At 60.4% G+C, this 14,803-nt stretch carries 14 protein-coding genes and 1 pseudogene; 11 read left to right on the top strand and 4 right to left on the bottom strand.

Annotated features, from left to right (window positions below; all coding sequences use genetic code 11):
- The first annotated feature begins 110 nt into the window (after nucleotides 1-110).
- Nucleotides 111-1,934, top strand: coding sequence for an NAD(P)/FAD-dependent oxidoreductase (locus ACEN8Z_RS16720; RefSeq protein ID WP_495594931.1), 1,824 nt, complete (start codon nucleotides 111-113; stop codon nucleotides 1,932-1,934).
- A gap of 203 nt (nucleotides 1,935-2,137) precedes the next feature.
- Here the strand turns inward: ACEN8Z_RS16720 and ACEN8Z_RS16715 are convergent, their stop codons facing one another.
- The 3 genes from ACEN8Z_RS16715 to ACEN8Z_RS16705 form a co-directional block, all read right to left on the bottom strand.
- Nucleotides 2,138-2,623 carry a methylated-DNA--[protein]-cysteine S-methyltransferase gene (locus ACEN8Z_RS16715; RefSeq protein WP_495594930.1) on the bottom strand — a complete coding sequence of 162 codons (486 nt, stop codon included), beginning with the start codon at nucleotides 2,621-2,623 and terminating at the stop codon, nucleotides 2,138-2,140.
- Complete coding sequence (locus ACEN8Z_RS16710; RefSeq protein ID WP_495594929.1) at nucleotides 2,616-2,939, bottom strand: gamma-glutamylcyclotransferase; 324 nt, start codon at nucleotides 2,937-2,939, stop codon at nucleotides 2,616-2,618. The genes ACEN8Z_RS16715 and ACEN8Z_RS16710 overlap by 8 nt, the downstream gene beginning before the upstream one ends.
- A 466-nt stretch (nucleotides 2,940-3,405) precedes the next feature.
- The gene (locus ACEN8Z_RS16705) at nucleotides 3,406-3,747 is read right to left on the bottom strand and encodes a winged helix-turn-helix transcriptional regulator (RefSeq protein ID WP_495598142.1); all 342 of its coding nucleotides are present in this window, start codon (nucleotides 3,745-3,747) and stop codon (nucleotides 3,406-3,408) included.
- A gap of 100 nt (nucleotides 3,748-3,847) precedes the next feature.
- Here ACEN8Z_RS16705 and ACEN8Z_RS16700 point away from each other — a divergent pair, with 100 nt between their 5' ends.
- Nucleotides 3,848-4,015, top strand: coding sequence for a hypothetical protein (locus tag ACEN8Z_RS16700; protein WP_495594928.1), 168 nt, complete (start codon nucleotides 3,848-3,850; stop codon nucleotides 4,013-4,015).
- Nucleotides 3,954-4,223, top strand: a pseudogene (locus ACEN8Z_RS16695) (SPASM domain-containing protein); the annotation flags it as partial. The gene ACEN8Z_RS16700 and the pseudogene ACEN8Z_RS16695, both read left to right, overlap by 62 nt.
- A gap of 103 nt (nucleotides 4,224-4,326) precedes the next feature.
- On the opposite strand, the gene ACEN8Z_RS16690 reads toward ACEN8Z_RS16695, so the two are convergent.
- Complete coding sequence (locus ACEN8Z_RS16690; protein WP_218570085.1) at nucleotides 4,327-5,277, bottom strand: LysR family transcriptional regulator; 951 nt, start codon at nucleotides 5,275-5,277, stop codon at nucleotides 4,327-4,329.
- Nucleotides 5,278-5,399: 122 nt separating this feature from the next.
- On the opposite strand from ACEN8Z_RS16690, the gene ACEN8Z_RS16685 reads away from it, so the two are divergent.
- The 8 genes from ACEN8Z_RS16685 to ACEN8Z_RS16650 all read left to right on the top strand — a co-directional run bounded on the left by ACEN8Z_RS16685 (nucleotide 5,400) and on the right by ACEN8Z_RS16650 (nucleotide 14,788).
- A complete protein-coding gene (locus ACEN8Z_RS16685; protein ID WP_495594927.1) occupies nucleotides 5,400-5,687 on the top strand; it encodes a hypothetical protein in 288 nt (95 codons plus the stop codon).
- Nucleotides 5,677-6,006, top strand: coding sequence for a DUF485 domain-containing protein (locus ACEN8Z_RS16680; RefSeq protein WP_116263693.1), 330 nt, complete (start codon nucleotides 5,677-5,679; stop codon nucleotides 6,004-6,006). The genes ACEN8Z_RS16685 and ACEN8Z_RS16680 overlap by 11 nt, the downstream gene beginning before the upstream one ends.
- Nucleotides 6,003-7,652, top strand: a complete 1,650-nt coding sequence (locus tag ACEN8Z_RS16675) for a cation acetate symporter (protein WP_495594926.1) — start codon at nucleotides 6,003-6,005, stop codon at nucleotides 7,650-7,652. Before ACEN8Z_RS16680 ends, ACEN8Z_RS16675 begins: the two co-directional genes overlap by 4 nt.
- 185 nt (nucleotides 7,653-7,837) lie before the next feature.
- A complete protein-coding gene (locus ACEN8Z_RS16670; RefSeq protein ID WP_495594925.1) occupies nucleotides 7,838-9,088 on the top strand; it encodes an OprD family porin in 1,251 nt (416 codons plus the stop codon).
- A 351-nt stretch (nucleotides 9,089-9,439) separates the two neighbouring features.
- Nucleotides 9,440-11,143: an AMP-binding protein gene (locus ACEN8Z_RS16665; protein WP_495594924.1), complete on the top strand. Its 1,704-nt coding sequence runs from the start codon at nucleotides 9,440-9,442 to the stop codon at nucleotides 11,141-11,143.
- 102 nt (nucleotides 11,144-11,245) lie between these two features.
- Nucleotides 11,246-12,754: a CoA-acylating methylmalonate-semialdehyde dehydrogenase gene (locus tag ACEN8Z_RS16660; RefSeq protein WP_495594923.1), complete on the top strand. Its 1,509-nt coding sequence runs from the start codon at nucleotides 11,246-11,248 to the stop codon at nucleotides 12,752-12,754.
- A gap of 52 nt (nucleotides 12,755-12,806) precedes the next feature.
- Nucleotides 12,807-13,703: a 3-hydroxyisobutyrate dehydrogenase gene (gene mmsB, locus ACEN8Z_RS16655; RefSeq protein WP_495594922.1), complete on the top strand. Its 897-nt coding sequence runs from the start codon at nucleotides 12,807-12,809 to the stop codon at nucleotides 13,701-13,703.
- A complete protein-coding gene (locus tag ACEN8Z_RS16650) occupies nucleotides 13,700-14,788 on the top strand; it encodes an enoyl-CoA hydratase/isomerase family protein (protein ID WP_116263699.1) in 1,089 nt (362 codons plus the stop codon). The genes mmsB and ACEN8Z_RS16650 overlap by 4 nt, the downstream gene beginning before the upstream one ends.
- Nucleotides 14,789-14,803 lie beyond the last annotated feature (15 nt).

The following is a 14,803-nucleotide window of genomic DNA, read 5'->3' as shown; positions in this document are numbered from 1 at the left end:
AGCCTGAGCACTACTGAGGCAGCCGCTCTGCAACGGGGCTTTCATGAAGATGGCCCGGAGCTTGCTCCAGGGCAAGTTGTTACAAAAACAACAAGATCGGGAGAGGCTCCATGAACATCGCTATCGAAACACCTCTGCAAACGCCAACTGCTCAACTCGCGGCCTGGGTCGAAAACCTCGGCGAGCGTCTCGCCCAACGTGATTTGGACGGCGCACTGGAATTGTTTGCCGAAGAGTGTCACTGGCGTGACCTGCTACTTTTCAGCTGGAACCTGGTGACCTTGGAAGGCAAGCCTGCCATCCGAGACATGCTCGAAACACGTCTCGACCAGACTCGTCCTGGGCGATGGAAGCTGGAAAGTGAGGCGACGCTAAATAACGGTGTGCTCGAAGGTTGGATCAGCCTGGAAACCGATGTGGCGCGAGGTAAAGGCTACGTGCGTCTAAAGGAGGGCCTGTGCTGGACGCTGCTGACGGCCATGCGTGAGCTCAAAGGCTTTGAAGAACCCAGCGGCCGCCGTCGTCCAATGGGTGCCAATCATGGTCACGCCCATGCCGACAAACGCAACTGGCTAGAACGCCGTCGTGATGAAGAAGCTTCGCTAGGCATCAACACCCAACCTTACTGCCTGATCGTGGGCGGCGGCCAGGGTGGGCTGGGGCTCGCTGCGCGGCTCAAGCGAATGGGCGTGCCAACGCTGATCGTCGACAAAGCCGAGCGTCCTGGCGATCAGTGGCGCGGTCGCTACAAGTCGCTGTGCCTGCACGACCCTGTCTGGTACGACCATATGCCTTACCTGCCCTTCCCCGATCACTGGCCTGTCTTCACCCCAAAAGACCAGATTGGCGACTGGCTGGAAATGTACACCAAAGTCATGGAGCTCAATTATTGGCCGCGTACAGAATGCGTGAGCGCCAGTTTTGACGAGCAAAGTAGCACCTGGAAAGTTGAAGTGCAGCGCGATGGCGAGCGTGTGACTTTACAGCCTACCCAGTTGATCCTCGCCACCGGCATGTCTGGCGTACCCAATGTTCCTGGTTATCCGGGTGCCGAGGCTTTCAATGGCCAGCAGCATCATTCCAGCCGCCATCCCGGCGGAGACGCCTGGCGCGGCAAGCGCGCGGTGGTCATCGGTGCTAACAATTCGGCTCACGATATCTGCGCCGACTTGGTGGAGAACGGCGCCGAGGTGACCATGGTGCAACGCTCCAGCACCCACATCGTGCGTTCCGACAGTTTAATGGATCTCGTCTTCGGCGGGCTCTACTCTGAAGACGCCCTGGAGACGGGGTTGACCACGGACAAGGCCGACATGCTGTTCGCCTCGATCCCCTACAAGGTTATGCCAAGCTTCCATCAACCCATCTTTGACGCGATCAAGGAGCGTGACAAGGACTTCTACGAGCGCTTGGCCAAGGCCGGCTTCATGCTCGATTTCGGTGACGACGAGTCTGGCCTTTTCATGAAGTACGTACGCCGTGGTTCTGGTTACTACATCGACGTCGGCGCCTCCGAACTGATCGCTAATGGCACGATCAAGCTCAAGAGCGCACCCGGCCTGGGTGTCGAACGCATCGAAGCAGATGCCGTCATACTCAACGATGGCAGCCGACTACCGGCAGATCTGATCGTCTACGCCACGGGCTATGGCTCAATGAATGGTTGGGCGGCGAAGCTGATTTCCCAGGAAGTAGCTGACAAGGTCGGCCGCTGCTGGGGCTTGGGTTCTGGAACCACGAATGATCCTGGCCCCTACGAGGGCGAACTGCGGAACATGTGGAAGCCAACACAGCAGGAAAACCTCTGGTTCCATGGTGGCAACCTGCATCAGTCACGACATTATTCGCTGTATCTGGCGCTGCAGTTAAAAGCGCGCTTCGAAGGCATCGACACATCCGTCTATGGCCTTGCCGAGAGTCACCACACTGGCTGAGTCAAATGGCGCCCAGCTGCGGTTGGGCGCTGCTCCACAATGCCCCGGACGTGGCCTATGGATACGGGAAGACGTGGCAGGTAGTTGTCATCCTAGCGTGTGCATCTTCGTGACTCCCACCAAATCACCGGCGCGCAGGTGATCGAGCAGCCTGAACGGTTACTCGCTGCGCTCTGAGCCTTTATGCCAAAGCACGTTACCATTCACTCCGAAAACTCCACGCTTCGCTTGGTGGACTCATCTTTGAGCAATGAACGTTTGCGCTCGATACCCCAGCGGTAGCCGGAGATCGAACCGTCGCGACGCACCACGCGATGGCAAGGAATGGCAATGGCCAGCACATTGGCTGCACAGGCTCCCGCTACGGCGCGAACTGCCTCTGGCGCACCGAGGCCGCGTGCCACATCGCTGTAGCTGCATGTCTTGCCTGTCGGGATGTCGCAAAGCGCCTGCCAAACTTTCTGCTGAAAAACGGTACCGCCAACATCGAGGTTGATAACACCTGCGAACATCTGTTTGTCGATGAAACCGATGACCAGATCGAGTTCGTGTTCTAGAGAAACTTGGTCAGCTTGCAGTTCAACATTCGGAAATTCGGCCGCGAGCTGATCACGAAGTTCTTGCGCGTCTTCGCCGAGAAAGATGGTGCAGATGCCCCGCTGGCTACGACCGATAAGAACCTTACCCATCGCTGATTGGCTGACAGCGAATTGAATGGGGCCAACCGTCGATTCTGGCAATACGTCTTTCCACGGAATCAATCGCCGGATTCCAGATCAACGATCCGTAGCCGAAGACCCAAACATCACCGCGTGGCCGTATCGACAACATCTTGCTCAGCGATGCTTTTCGGTTGGCGTCTGTGAGGAGCTTCAAGTTTGGAGAATCGATGGCAGCAAGCACCTCGATGCGCCCTCTTTCAACCAAGTCACGAGTCAGCACAGGTGACGGATTTTGTTTTTCTCTTCTTGCCGATCGCTGCGCAGAAGCAATGCTGGCGGTCATAGTTACCTCGTGGGGCATTTGTGGCGATGCGCTAGGATTGCGCCTGCGCTTTGGGAGCCACTTTGCCTACGAGGTGATTTTGGGTAACTCCGATTCTTGCGCGAGGAGTCAGGACACGAATCGCATACGTTTGGTCACTACGATGTGTACTGACCAAGCCGAACGCGAATGACTGATCAGTGGCGATGAAATTGGGGGGGCAAGTACTTGCATTTACGTACCTGAGGAATGCCCGCTACGGGTCGATTCTGTTGAAAAAGTCGCTCTGCCCAAACTGCCTGATCATTGACTGGTGAAATCGTCGTTTTTGCACGCGGCTACGTGAAATCCGAGTCTGGAAGACTCTGCCAAAAGTAAAGATTTCAATCTCGGACGCGTACTTTTCTTATGCGCAAACCATGGCCGACTTTTTCAACAGAATCGGCCAGAAGCAGCCTCTCAGGTGGGGCCGCGAAACTTGGAAGATTCAACCTGCTGGCTTGAGCGTCTCCCGAAGTTCCGCCCATTTCAACAGTGCATCCAGTACCGGACAAAGTGCCTGCCCCCACTCTGTCATGCGGTACTCCACCTTAGGCGGTACTTGCGGATAGGCGGTGCGATGCACGATGCCATCCGCTTCCAACTGGCGTAACTGCTGGGCGAGCATTTTCTGGGATATCTCAGGGATTAGCTTTTCCAGCTCGGAAAAGCGTTGCACCTGGCCACCAAAGAGGTGAAACAGGATCACCAGCTTCCAACGTCCTTCGAGTTGCTTGAACACTGCCTCTACTTCGCTAGCCGCAGTAGAGGGCGTATAGATTTTTCTCATATTTCCCTGGCTTACTTTTTCGTGGGTTCGTTGCCATCGGGTATGGCCGAAAGCGAACATGTGGATGAAGAAATCCTTACATCCGTGAGGTGAAATCGCCATGAAAATCGAATTGCCTGAACCGCTCGCCAGCTACCTCGCGGCCGAAAAGATTACTGACACCGAGGTGTTGGAGCGCTGCTTCGCCAAAGATGCCACCGTGCGCGACATTTGGCTTCAGCCGTTTCCGCGGCTACGACTGGATGCCCGAACCGTGCCGCTCCTGTGATGAGAAAGAAAAAGACTTCGGCGGCTGCCGCTGCCAGGCGTTCATGCTCACCGGCGATGCCAGCAACGCCGACCCGGTGTGCAGCAAGTCGCCACAACACGGCGTGATCCTCAAGGCTCGCGAAGAAGCCGAGCACGCGACCCAGACCATCGACCAACTGGCCTTTCGTAATACGCGTAATTCGCGGTTGATCGCCAAGGTGCGCTGAATGCATGAATCCAAGCTCACCGTGGTCAGTCTAATGAGTCCTCGCTGGCGACTGCGACGCGTCGTTGGGTGCGTGCTGATTGGCCGCTAACCCTTGCTGCAACTCAGGGTGAAGGCAGATACGCCATCGCTTGCGACTCGCCCATCAGCAACGGCTGGTTGAGCTCGGCGCAAGCGCGCAGGTAGTCGGCTACCAAGGTGATCCGCTTGAGCTTGCGCAGGTCCTCGCTGTAGTACATCCAGAACTGGCGAGTAACCTCCACCTGGTCCGGCAACACTTCACACAGGCGCGGGTCGGGACCTGCGAGAAAACAGGGAAGGATGGCCAGCGCGCGCCCTTCCAGCGCCGCATGATACTGGGAGACTACGCTAGTGCTACGCAGGCGGCTGTGCGCTCCGGGCAGCAGGTCATTCAGGTAGAGCAGTTTGAAGCTGAAGGCCAGGTCCTCGACATAGGTCACGAACGGGTGACCCGCCAAGTCCTCGCTACTCGTAATCGACGGATGATTGGCCAAGTACTCCGGGGTCGCATACAGACGCAAGCGATAGTCGCACAGACGCGAGCAAACGTATGGACCGCGCTCAGGACGCTCCAGGGTGATGGCAATGTCCGCCTCCCGCCGTGACAGGTTGACGAAGTGCGGGACCGGCAAAATGTCCACTGAGATGTGCGGATAGTGAATGATGAAGTGACTCATCTGCGTGGTGACAAAGCAGGAGCCAAACGCTTCGGTACAGCCGATGCGCAGGTGCCCGGCGAGCCCCCCGGTGGTTCCTGAAACCTGCTCACAGGCTGCCAGCAGCGTACTTTCCAGAGTTTCAGCGTGACTGATCAGACGCTGCCCTTCGACCGTCATGACGAAGCCCGACGTACGAGACTTCTCGAACAGCAGCGCGCCAAGGCTTTGCTCAAGGGCGCGAATGCGCCGCGACACCGTGGTGTAGTCCACCCCCAGACGGCGTGCTGCGCCGCTGGCAGTGCGAGCACGGGCGACCTCGAGGAAGAAACGCATATCGTCCCAATTCACGTGAGATTGCGTTGTGCGTTTTTGCATATTCATCAGGCTTTTCCGCCAATTCTTATTGGAAATTAGCCAACATATACTCGCATTCAGCCTGGCTTGACCAGCACCGTTTCTCGACCGGAAAGGCCCCGATTTCAAACCGGGCTGACGGCATGAATGCAGGGCAAAAACACTGTTTTCAAGCCGAAAACAGGCAGCTGCGCGGCAGCGCAATCACTGCCGCATTCGCACCCGCCGAGGGCTCTTACGGCGGGTCCCTTTCGGCGCCACACCTATGGCATTTCAACCTGCCCTCGCCTTCAGAAGATCGCCAAGGCAGCAATGACTCCAGCAGCATTCAGGCGATGTCCCGCTTCGGGTCGTCGCCCGGGTACCCGTACGCCCCTGAAAAGGCCGGCAAACAAAAACAATTAAAAGCGGAGCCTCACCATGACGACTGACCATCCGAACAACGCCCAGACTTGCGACCAGGTCAGGGCCAATCCCAAGTTCCACCACCTCACTCGCCAGCGCGCGCTGCTGGCCTGGTCACTGAGCGGCGCGGTCCTGACCGTCTATTACAGCTTCATCATGGTAGTGGCCTTCGCCCCTGCCTGGCTGCACCTGCCGCTGTACGACGGCAGTCACCTGAGCCTCGGCATGCCGATCGGCGCGACGATTATCCTGCTGTCCTGGCTGCTGACCGCCTGGTACGTGCACACCGCTAACACTCGCTTCGACGCGCTCAGCGCGCAGATCCTCCAGGAGACCCGCGCATGAAACGCCTGCCCGCCCTACTCGCCCTCAGCCCTCTGCTGGCCAATGCCGACACCATCACCGCACAGAAGCAACCGCTCAACGTGCATGCCATCGGCATGTTCTTCGTCTTCGTCCTTGCCACCTTGCTGATCACGTGGTGGGCGTCCCGCCGTACACGCTCCGCTGCCGATTTCTACAGCGCCGGCGGCGGTATCACAGGTTTTCAGAATGGCCTGGCAATCGCCGGAGACTACATGTCGGCGGCCACGTTGCTCGGCCTTTCAAGCCTGGTGTTCACCAAGGGTTATGACGGCTTCATCTACATCATTGGCTTCTTCGTCGGCTGGCCCATCGTCACCTTCCTGATGGCTGAACGCCTGCGCAACCTGGGCCGCTACACCTTCGCCGACATCGTCTCCTTGCGCCTGGATCAAACCCGCGTGCGCAGCTTCGCTGCCCTCGGCTCGTTGACGGTGGTGTGCTGCTACCTGGTGGTGCAGATGGTCGGTGCCGGCCAGTTGATCAAGCTGCTGTTCGGCCTCGACTATCGCACGGCGGTGGTGGTGGTCGGTTTGCTGATGCTGGTCTATGTGATCTTCGGCGGCATGCTCGCCACCACATGGGTGCAGATCACCAAGGCAGTTCTGCTGCTGGGCGGCGGCACGACCCTGATGCTGATGGCCCTGAGTCGCTTCGGCTTCAGTTTCGAGACACTGGCTGCCCAAGCGGTGGCGGTGCACGCCAGCGGCGTGCAGATCATGGGCCCGGGCACCTTGTTGGCCGACCCGATCAACGCGGTGTCCCTGTCCCTCGGTCTGGTCTTCGGCATCGCCGGCTTGCCACACATCCTCATGCGTTTCTTCACCGTGCCCAATGCCAAGGAGGCGCGCAAATCGGTGTTGTTCGCCACGGTGTTTATCGGGTTCTTCTTCCTGGTGGTTTGCATCCTGGGCTACACCGCCATCGTCATCGTCGGCACAGACCCGCAGTACTTTGTCGACGGCAAGGTGGGCGGCGCCATGATCGGCGGCGGCAACATGGTGGCCATGCACCTGGCTAAGGCGGTGGGCGGTAACCTGTTTCTCGGATTCCTCTCTGCCGTGGCTTTCGCCACCATCCTTGCCGTGGTGTCCGGCCTGGCCCTGGCCGGCGCCTCGGCCATCTCTCACGACCTTTATGCCTCGGTGCTGAAAAAGGGTGAGGCCGACGAGAAACAGGAAATGCGCGTATCGCGTATCGCCACTGTCGGCCTGGGTATTGTCGCGATCTCCCTGGGCATTCTGTTCGAGGGCCAGAACATCGCGTTCCTGGTCGGCCTGACGTTCGGCATTGCGGCCTCTGCCAATTTTCCGGTGCTGATCATGGCCATGTACTGGGACGGCCTGACCACCCGAGGCGCCCTTTACGGCGGTCTGACAGGGCTGATCAGCGCCCTGGGTCTGGTCGTCGGCTCGCCGTCGGTGTGGGTCGGCGTATTGGGCCATGCCCATGCAATTTTTCCTTACGACCAGCCGGCGCTGTTCTCCATGCCTTTGGCCTTCCTGGTCATCGTGGTGGCGTCCAAGCTGGACCGCAGCGAGCGCGCCGACCGTGAGCGCGCGGCTTATGCCGATCAGTTCGTCCGCGCCCAGACCGGCCTGGGCGCTGCTATGGCCAGCAGTCACTGACGCTGCAGTTTTTACGGGGCCTGTGCCCCGAGCGCGAGTTCGCCCCTTAGCATCGCGCTTTTTTACCCCCGCCCTGCGCCGCCCCGCGCTGGGCACCTTCAACGAGCCTTCCCTCCACTGGCCCCGGTCAGTGCGGGATCGGCTTGCTCGTAACGACACTTACTCATAACAACAAGAGACAAGCTATGAAACCCACCCTTTTCACGCTGTTCCTGGCGGGCACCAGCCTGGCCACACAAGTCCATGCGGACTTCCTCGCAGACAGCAAGGCCAGCCTGGAGCTGCGCAACTTTTACTTCAACCGAGATTATCGTCAGACCAACGCCGCCCAATCCAAACAAGACGAATGGGCCCAGGGTTTCCTGCTCCGCTATGAATCGGGCTTCACCGACGGTTTGATCGGTGTCGGTTTCGATACCATCGGCCTGGTCGGCATCAAGCTCGACTCCAGCCCTGATCGCGCAGGCTCCGGCCTGCTCAAGCGCCATCGCGACACGAGCAAAGGTGCGCAGGACGAGTACGGCGAACTGGGCCTGACCGCCAAAGTGCGCGCCTCAAAAAGCACGCTGAAACTCGGCACGCTGCAGCCGAAACTGCCAACGGTATTGGCCAACGATTCACGGCTGTTGCCACAAACCTTCGAGGGCGGTCAGTTGACGTCCCTGGAGCTTGAAGGCCTGACGATGGATGCCGGGCGACTGACGCAGGTCAATCAGCGCGACTCCTCGGACTACGAGGACATGGGCATCACCCGAACCGGCGCCAAGGGCATCACGACGCGTCATGTCGATAGCGACAGCTTCGATTTCGCCAGCCTGAACTACAAATGGACCAGTAACCTCACCACTGGCTACAGCTACGGTCATCTCGACAACTTCTACAGCCAGCACCTGATTAACCTGACCTACGTGTTGCCGGTGACGACGGGCCAGTCGTTCAAGACAGATCTGCGCTTCGCCCGCTCCACCGACGATGGCGGCAGCAATGTGGATAACAACGCCATTGGCGCGATGTTCACCTATAACCTCGGCGGGCATGCGTTCGGCCTGGGTTATCAAGGCATGAGCGGCGACACCGGCTTCGCCTACATCAACGGCACCGATGCGTTCCTGGTGAACTTCGTGCAGATCGGCGACTTCGCCAGCAAGGACGAAAAGTCCTGGCAGGCGCGTTACGACTACAACTTTGCAGCCATGGGCGTTCCGGGTTTGACGTTCATGACCCGCTACCTCACCGGCGACAATATCGATCTGGGCGGCAATCGCCCGGAAGGCAAGGAATGGGAACGGGATACCGACATTGGTTATGTCGTACAGAGCGGGCCACTAAAAAATGTCGGGGTGAAGTGGCGCAACGCGACGGTGCGCTCGACCAATTTCGGCAGTGATCTGGATGAGAACCGCCTGATCCTCAGCTACACCCTGGCGCTCTGGTAAATCCCCTGTAAGACGGGTGTTGCTCGTATTGCCTGACGATGCGAGCAGCTCCCATCTGACGTGCCGCACCTATGGTTTTTTTGCACAACGCACCGGTTTTTATGAGCATTCTTAATTGATTTTTGCATGCATATACTGGGCTCAAGCGCCTAGTCATGAACCAGGCCAGACCCAACAAAAACAAACAAGGGCATACACCGTGAAGACATCCATGCTTGCCGCCGTCTCCCCGTTATCCGGTACCTGCACGCGTCTCGTACGCATTGCTGCCCGCAGCGACGCCCGCCTCGCCGCCTGACCATTCCGTACCCGTTACCGCGCCGATCGCCCTCGCGATCGATGGAGACTTCAATGAACAGCAACTGCCAACCCTTCCTCGCCGCTCGAGACTTCCTGCTGGCCCACCGTACCGATTACGCCACTGCCGCGCGTGACTTCCGCTGGCCGCAGCTGAACGAGTTCAACTGGGCACTGGATTACTTCGATGCGATGGCCGAAGGCAACCAGGCCAATGCCTTGTGGATCGTCGAAGAAGACGGCAGCGAACAGCGCTACAGCTTCGAGCAACTGGCCTTGCGCTCCAACCAGGTGGCCAACCACTTGCGTGCCCTTGGCGTGCGCCGCGGCGAGCGCATCCTGCTGATGCTCGGTAACGACGTCGCCCTGTGGGAGACGATGCTGGCCGCCTTCAAACTTGGCGCCGTGGTCATCCCCGCTACCGCCCTGTTGACCCCAGATGATCTGCGCGACCGCATTGAGCGCGGCCAGGTTCGACACCTCGTGGTCGGCGGCGCCCATGTCGACAAGTTCGTCGGCCTGGCTGAAGGCTGCAGCCGCATTTGCGTCGGTCCGGGCCCCGCCGGCTGGACCCCGCACAGCGCCGCCAGCGAATACTCCGAGCAGTTCGAAGTCGAGGGCTGCACCTTGGCCACTGACCCAATGCTGCTGTACTTCACCTCCGGCACCACCTCCAAGCCGAAGATGGTGCTGCACAGTCACCAGAGCTACCCGGTCGGCCATCTGTCGACCATGTACTGGATCGGCCTGCAGCCGGGTGACCTGCACTTGAACATCTCGTCGCCGGGCTGGGCCAAGCATGCGTGGAGCTGCCTCTTCGCACCGTGGAACGCCGGCGCCTGCATCTTCATTCACAACGTTGCGCGTTTCAGCGCCCAGGCCCTGCTTGGCGCGTTAGAGCGCTATGGCGTCACCAGCCTGTGCGCCCCGCCTACCGTATGGCGCATGCTGATCCAGGAGGACCTGGCCAGTTACAAAGCGCGCTTGAACCTGCGTGAACTGGTGGGCGCCGGTGAGCCGCTGAACCCAGAGATCATCGAGCAGATCCTGCATACCTGGGACTTGCCACTGCGTGACGGCTTCGGCCAGTCGGAAACCACCGCTCTGGTCGGCAACACACCCGGCCAACCGCTCAAACCCGGCTCCATGGGCCGTCCACTGCCGGGCTATCGGGTGACCATGCTCGACCCCGACGGGGTGCCGGGCAACGAGGGTGAAGTGGCCCTGCCGCTGGATGTGCGTCCGCTCGGATTGATGTTGTGCTACGAGGACAGCCCTGAGAAAACCGCCGAAGTGATGCGCGACGGCTACTACCGCACCGGCGATACCGCGCAGATCGACGAGGAAGGCTATGTCACCTTTGTCGGCCGCGCCGACGACGTGTTCAAAGCCTCCGATTACCGCATCAGTCCCTTCGAACTGGAAAGCGCACTGATCGAGCATCCGGCAGTGATGGAAGTGGCCGTGGTACCAAGCCCTGACCCACTGCGCCTGGCTGTGCCCAAAGCGTTTTTGATCCTGGCTCACGACGAACCCGGGAGCGCCGAGCTGGCCGGCAATATCCTCGCCTTCGCCCGTGAACACCTGGCGCCTTACAAGCGGGTGCGCCGCATCGAATTCGTCAGCGAACTGCCCAAGACCATCTCCGGAAAGATCCGCCGGGTGGAATTGCGACAGATGGAAGTGCAGCGCCGGCAGAGTGATACACGCGGCTCGCAAGAGTACTTCGAAGAAGACTTCCCACAGCTCAAGGGCTGACCCCGGGCCGGCACGCCGGCCATTCTGAATTCACGCGCGACCGCTCGGCCAAACAGGCCGAGGGGCCTCACTCGACTCAAAAAAAGTAGACAGGAACCGAAAATGACCTCCTCCAGCATTCCTAGCGTCAAGCTCCTCATCAATGGCGAATTCGTCGAGTCACGCAGCACCCAGTGGCGCGACGTGGTCAACCCGGCCACTCAGGAAGTTCTGGCTCGCGTGCCCTTCGCTACCGCGCAGGAAATGGACGCCGCCGTGGCCAGCGCCAAGGAAGCCTTCAAGACCTGGCGCAAGACTCCGATCGGCGCCCGCTCCCGTATCTTCTTCAAGTATCAGCAGCTGATCCGCGAGAACATCAAGGATCTGGCCGCCCTGCTTACCGCCGAACAGGGCAAAACCCTGCCGGACGCCGAAGGTGATGTGTTCCGCGGCCTGGAGGTGGTCGAGCACGCCGCCTCTATCGGTAACCTGCAGATGGGTGAATTGGCCAACAACGTCGCCAATGGCGTCGACACCTATACCTTGATGCAGCCGCTGGGCGTGTGTGCTGGCATCACCCCGTTCAACTTCCCGGCGATGATCCCGTTGTGGATGTTCCCGATGGCCATCGCCACCGGCAACACCTTCGTCCTCAAGCCGTCCGAGCAAGATCCGCTGGTGACCATGCGCCTGGTCGAACTGGCACTGGAGGCCGGTGTACCCAAGGGGGTGCTCAACGTCATCCACGGCGGCGTCGATGCGGTGAACCTGATCTGTGACCACCCGGACATCAAGGCCGTGTCCTTCGTTGGTTCGACCAAGGTCGGCACCCATGTCTACAACCGCGCCACCCAGAACGGCAAACGCGCACAGTGCATGATGGGCGCGAAGAACCACGCCATCGTCCTGCCCGATGCCAACAAACAGCAGACGTTGAACAACCTGCTGGGCGCCTCGTTCGGCGCCGCCGGCCAGCGCTGCATGGCCCTGCCGGTGGTGATCCTGGTGGGTGAAGCACAGAGCTGGTTGCCGGACCTGATCGAGCGCACCAAAACCCTCAAGATCAATGGCGGCACCGAACCTGGCACCGACATCGGCCCGGTGATCTCCTGCGCGGCCCTGGATCGGGTCAACAGCCTGATCGCCAGCGGCATCGAAGAAGGAGCCAGGCTCGAACTGGATGGACGCAACCCAAGCGTGCCTGGCTACCAGCACGGCAATTTCGTCGGCCCGACCATCTTCTCCAACGTCACTGCGCAGATGTCGGTGTACCGCGAGGAAATCTTTGGCCCGGTGCTGTGCGTCATGCAGGCCGCCAGCCTGAGCGAGGCGATCGAGATCATCAACGCCAACCCCAATGGCAACGGTACCGCCCTGTTCACCCGCTCCGGCGCTGCGGCCCGTCACTTCCAGGAAGAAATCGACGTCGGCCAGGTGGGCATCAACGTGCCGATTCCAGTACCGGTTCCGCTGTTCTCCTTCTCCGGTTCGCGCGCATCCAAGCTCGGTGATCTGGGCCCTTACGGCAAGCAAGTGGTGACCTTCTACACCCAGACCAAGACGGTCACCCAGCGCTGGTTCGACGAAGACGATGTCGTTGGCGCGGTGAACACCACCATCACCCTCAAATGATCTGTGGCGAGGGGATTTATCCCCTCGCCACCACACGCAAAAGGTAGTCATCATGCATATCGGATTTCTTGGCCTGGGCAACATGGGCGGCCCAATGGCCCGCAACCTGCTCAAGGCTGGCCACAGCCTGACCGTCTTCGATCCCTTCGCGCAGGCCGTCGCCGCCCTGGTCGAGGCCGGCGCCAACGCCGCGGACTCGCCCGCCGACGTGGCCAGGGCCGGGGTTGAAGTGATCATCACCATGCTGCCAACCGCCGAGCACGTGAAGCAGGTCTATCGCGGCAAGGACGGCCTGTTGGCCAATATTGGCCAGGACGTGCTGTTGATCGACAGTTCGACCATCGACCCGCTGAGTGCCCGCGAGGTGGCCAAATTCGCCCTTGCCCAAGGCAACCCGATGCTCGACGCACCGGTCTCCGGGGGCACCGGCGGTGCGACGGCAGGCACCCTGACGTTCATGGTCGGCGGCCCGGTCAGCGTGTACGACCAGGCCCTGCCGGTCCTCTCGGCCATGGGCAGGAACATCGTGCACTGCGGCGGCGCAGGTAACGGCCAGGTTGCCAAGATCGCCAACAATATGCTGCTCGGCATCTCCATGGTCGGCGTCGCCGAGTCGATGGCCCTGGGTGTGGCTCTGGGCATGGACGCCAAGGTGCTGGCCGGTGTCATCGGTACTTCCACGGGTCGCTGCTGGAGCTCTGAGATCAACAATCCGTTCCCTGGCGTACTGGAAAATGCTCCGGCTTCGCGTGGTTACAGTGGTGGCTTTGGTACCGACCTGATGCTCAAGGACCTCGGCCTCGCCACCGAAGCAGCCAAACATGCGCGCCAGCCAGTGGTGCTCGGTGCTGCCGCCCAGCAGTTGTACCAGACCTTCAGCCTGCAGGGTAATGGCGGTCTGGACTTCTCCGCCATCATTAAACTGTTCCGTGGAGAAGCGTCAGCATGAGCGAGCAGCAAGCCCCGGTGCTGGCCAGTGTGCGCAACCGCATCGGCCACCTGACGCTGAATCGACCCGGCGCGTTGAACACCCTGGATCTGCCCATGGTGACACTGCTTTGCCGACACCTGTGGGTGTGGGAACAGGACCCGCAGATCGTTGCCGTGACCATCCGCGGCGCCGGGGAAAAAGCCTTCTGCGCCGGTGGCGACATCCGCATGCTGTACGACAGTCACCAGGCCGGCGACAACCTGCACGAGCTGTTCCTCGAAGAGGAATACGCCCTGGACGAGTACCTGCATGGTTACTCCAAACCGGTGCTGGCGCTGCTCGATGGTTTTGTCCTGGGTGGCGGCATGGGACTGGCACAGGCGGCTTCGCTGCGGGTGATCACCGAACGCACGCGCATGGGCATGCCGGAAGTCGGCATCGGTTTTTTCCCCGATGTCGGTGGCAGCTATTTCCTGCCGCGCCTTCCGGGTGAGCTGGGTATCTACCTGGGGGTCACAGGTGCCCAGGTACGTGCCGCCGACGCGCTCTATGCCAACCTGGCCGACTACTATCTGCCCAGCGAGCGGCTGGCCGAGCTGGATGCCGCCCTGGATCACATGAACTGGACCCGTGCGCCCGACGAAGACTTGCAAGACCTGCTTGCCGGCATGGCCACCGAACGTATCGCCGGCTCGGAACTCAAAGCTTATCGCCAGGTGATCGATGAATATTTCGCCCTGCCCGATGTGTCGGCGATTCGCAACGCGCTGCAGCGCGAGCAGCGTCCCGAGTTGCGCGACTGGGCCGAACAGACGGTCGAGCTGCTCGACAGCCGCTCGCCGCTGGCAATGGCCACGACATTGGAGCTGTTGCGACGCGGTCGATACCTGAGCCTGGCCGACTGTTTCGCCCTGGAGCTGCACCTGGACTACCAGTGGTTCGACAAGGGTGACCTGATGGAGGGTGTGCGCGCCCTGATCATCGACAAGGACAAGACTCCACACTGGAACCCGCCAACCCTGGCGGAACTGGCACCTGCGCGGGTGCAGGCCTTCTTCAGCGACTTTCGCCCGGCCTCTGGCAAACCCCTTCGCACGGCCTGATCGACAGGAGACTCG

The sequence above is a fragment of the Pseudomonas sp. Pseusp10 genome (assembly GCF_059492225.1).
Note: the sequence above shows the minus strand (reverse complement) of the source record. Positions and strands in the feature narration are given on the sequence as shown.

Bases quoted from the DNA above. Each gene is read 5' to 3' on its own strand.
- ACEN8Z_RS16670 (WP_495594925.1), top strand. From the start codon at position 7,838: ATGAAACCCACCCTTTTCACGCTGTTCCTGGCGGGCACCAGCCTGGCC.
- ACEN8Z_RS16700 (WP_495594928.1), top strand. From the start codon at position 3,848: ATGAAAATCGAATTGCCTGAACCGCTCGCCAGCTACCTCGCGGCCGAA.
- ACEN8Z_RS16690 (WP_218570085.1), bottom strand. From the start codon at position 5,277: ATGCAAAAACGCACAACGCAATCTCACGTGAATTGGGACGATATGCGT.
- ACEN8Z_RS16705 (WP_495598142.1), bottom strand. From the start codon at position 3,747: ATGAGAAAAATCTATACGCCCTCTACTGCGGCTAGCGAAGTAGAGGCA.
- ACEN8Z_RS16680 (WP_116263693.1), top strand. From the start codon at position 5,677: ATGACGACTGACCATCCGAACAACGCCCAGACTTGCGACCAGGTCAGG.
- mmsB (WP_495594922.1), top strand. From the start codon at position 12,807: ATGCATATCGGATTTCTTGGCCTGGGCAACATGGGCGGCCCAATGGCC.
- ACEN8Z_RS16660 (WP_495594923.1), top strand. From the start codon at position 11,246: ATGACCTCCTCCAGCATTCCTAGCGTCAAGCTCCTCATCAATGGCGAA.
- ACEN8Z_RS16720 (WP_495594931.1), top strand. From the start codon at position 111: ATGAACATCGCTATCGAAACACCTCTGCAAACGCCAACTGCTCAACTC.
- ACEN8Z_RS16685 (WP_495594927.1), top strand. From the start codon at position 5,400: ATGAATGCAGGGCAAAAACACTGTTTTCAAGCCGAAAACAGGCAGCTG.
- ACEN8Z_RS16710 (WP_495594929.1), bottom strand. From the start codon at position 2,939: ATGACCGCCAGCATTGCTTCTGCGCAGCGATCGGCAAGAAGAGAAAAA.
- ACEN8Z_RS16715 (WP_495594930.1), bottom strand. From the start codon at position 2,623: ATGGGTAAGGTTCTTATCGGTCGTAGCCAGCGGGGCATCTGCACCATC.
- ACEN8Z_RS16675 (WP_495594926.1), top strand. From the start codon at position 6,003: ATGAAACGCCTGCCCGCCCTACTCGCCCTCAGCCCTCTGCTGGCCAAT.
- ACEN8Z_RS16665 (WP_495594924.1), top strand. From the start codon at position 9,440: ATGAACAGCAACTGCCAACCCTTCCTCGCCGCTCGAGACTTCCTGCTG.
- ACEN8Z_RS16650 (WP_116263699.1), top strand. From the start codon at position 13,700: ATGAGCGAGCAGCAAGCCCCGGTGCTGGCCAGTGTGCGCAACCGCATC.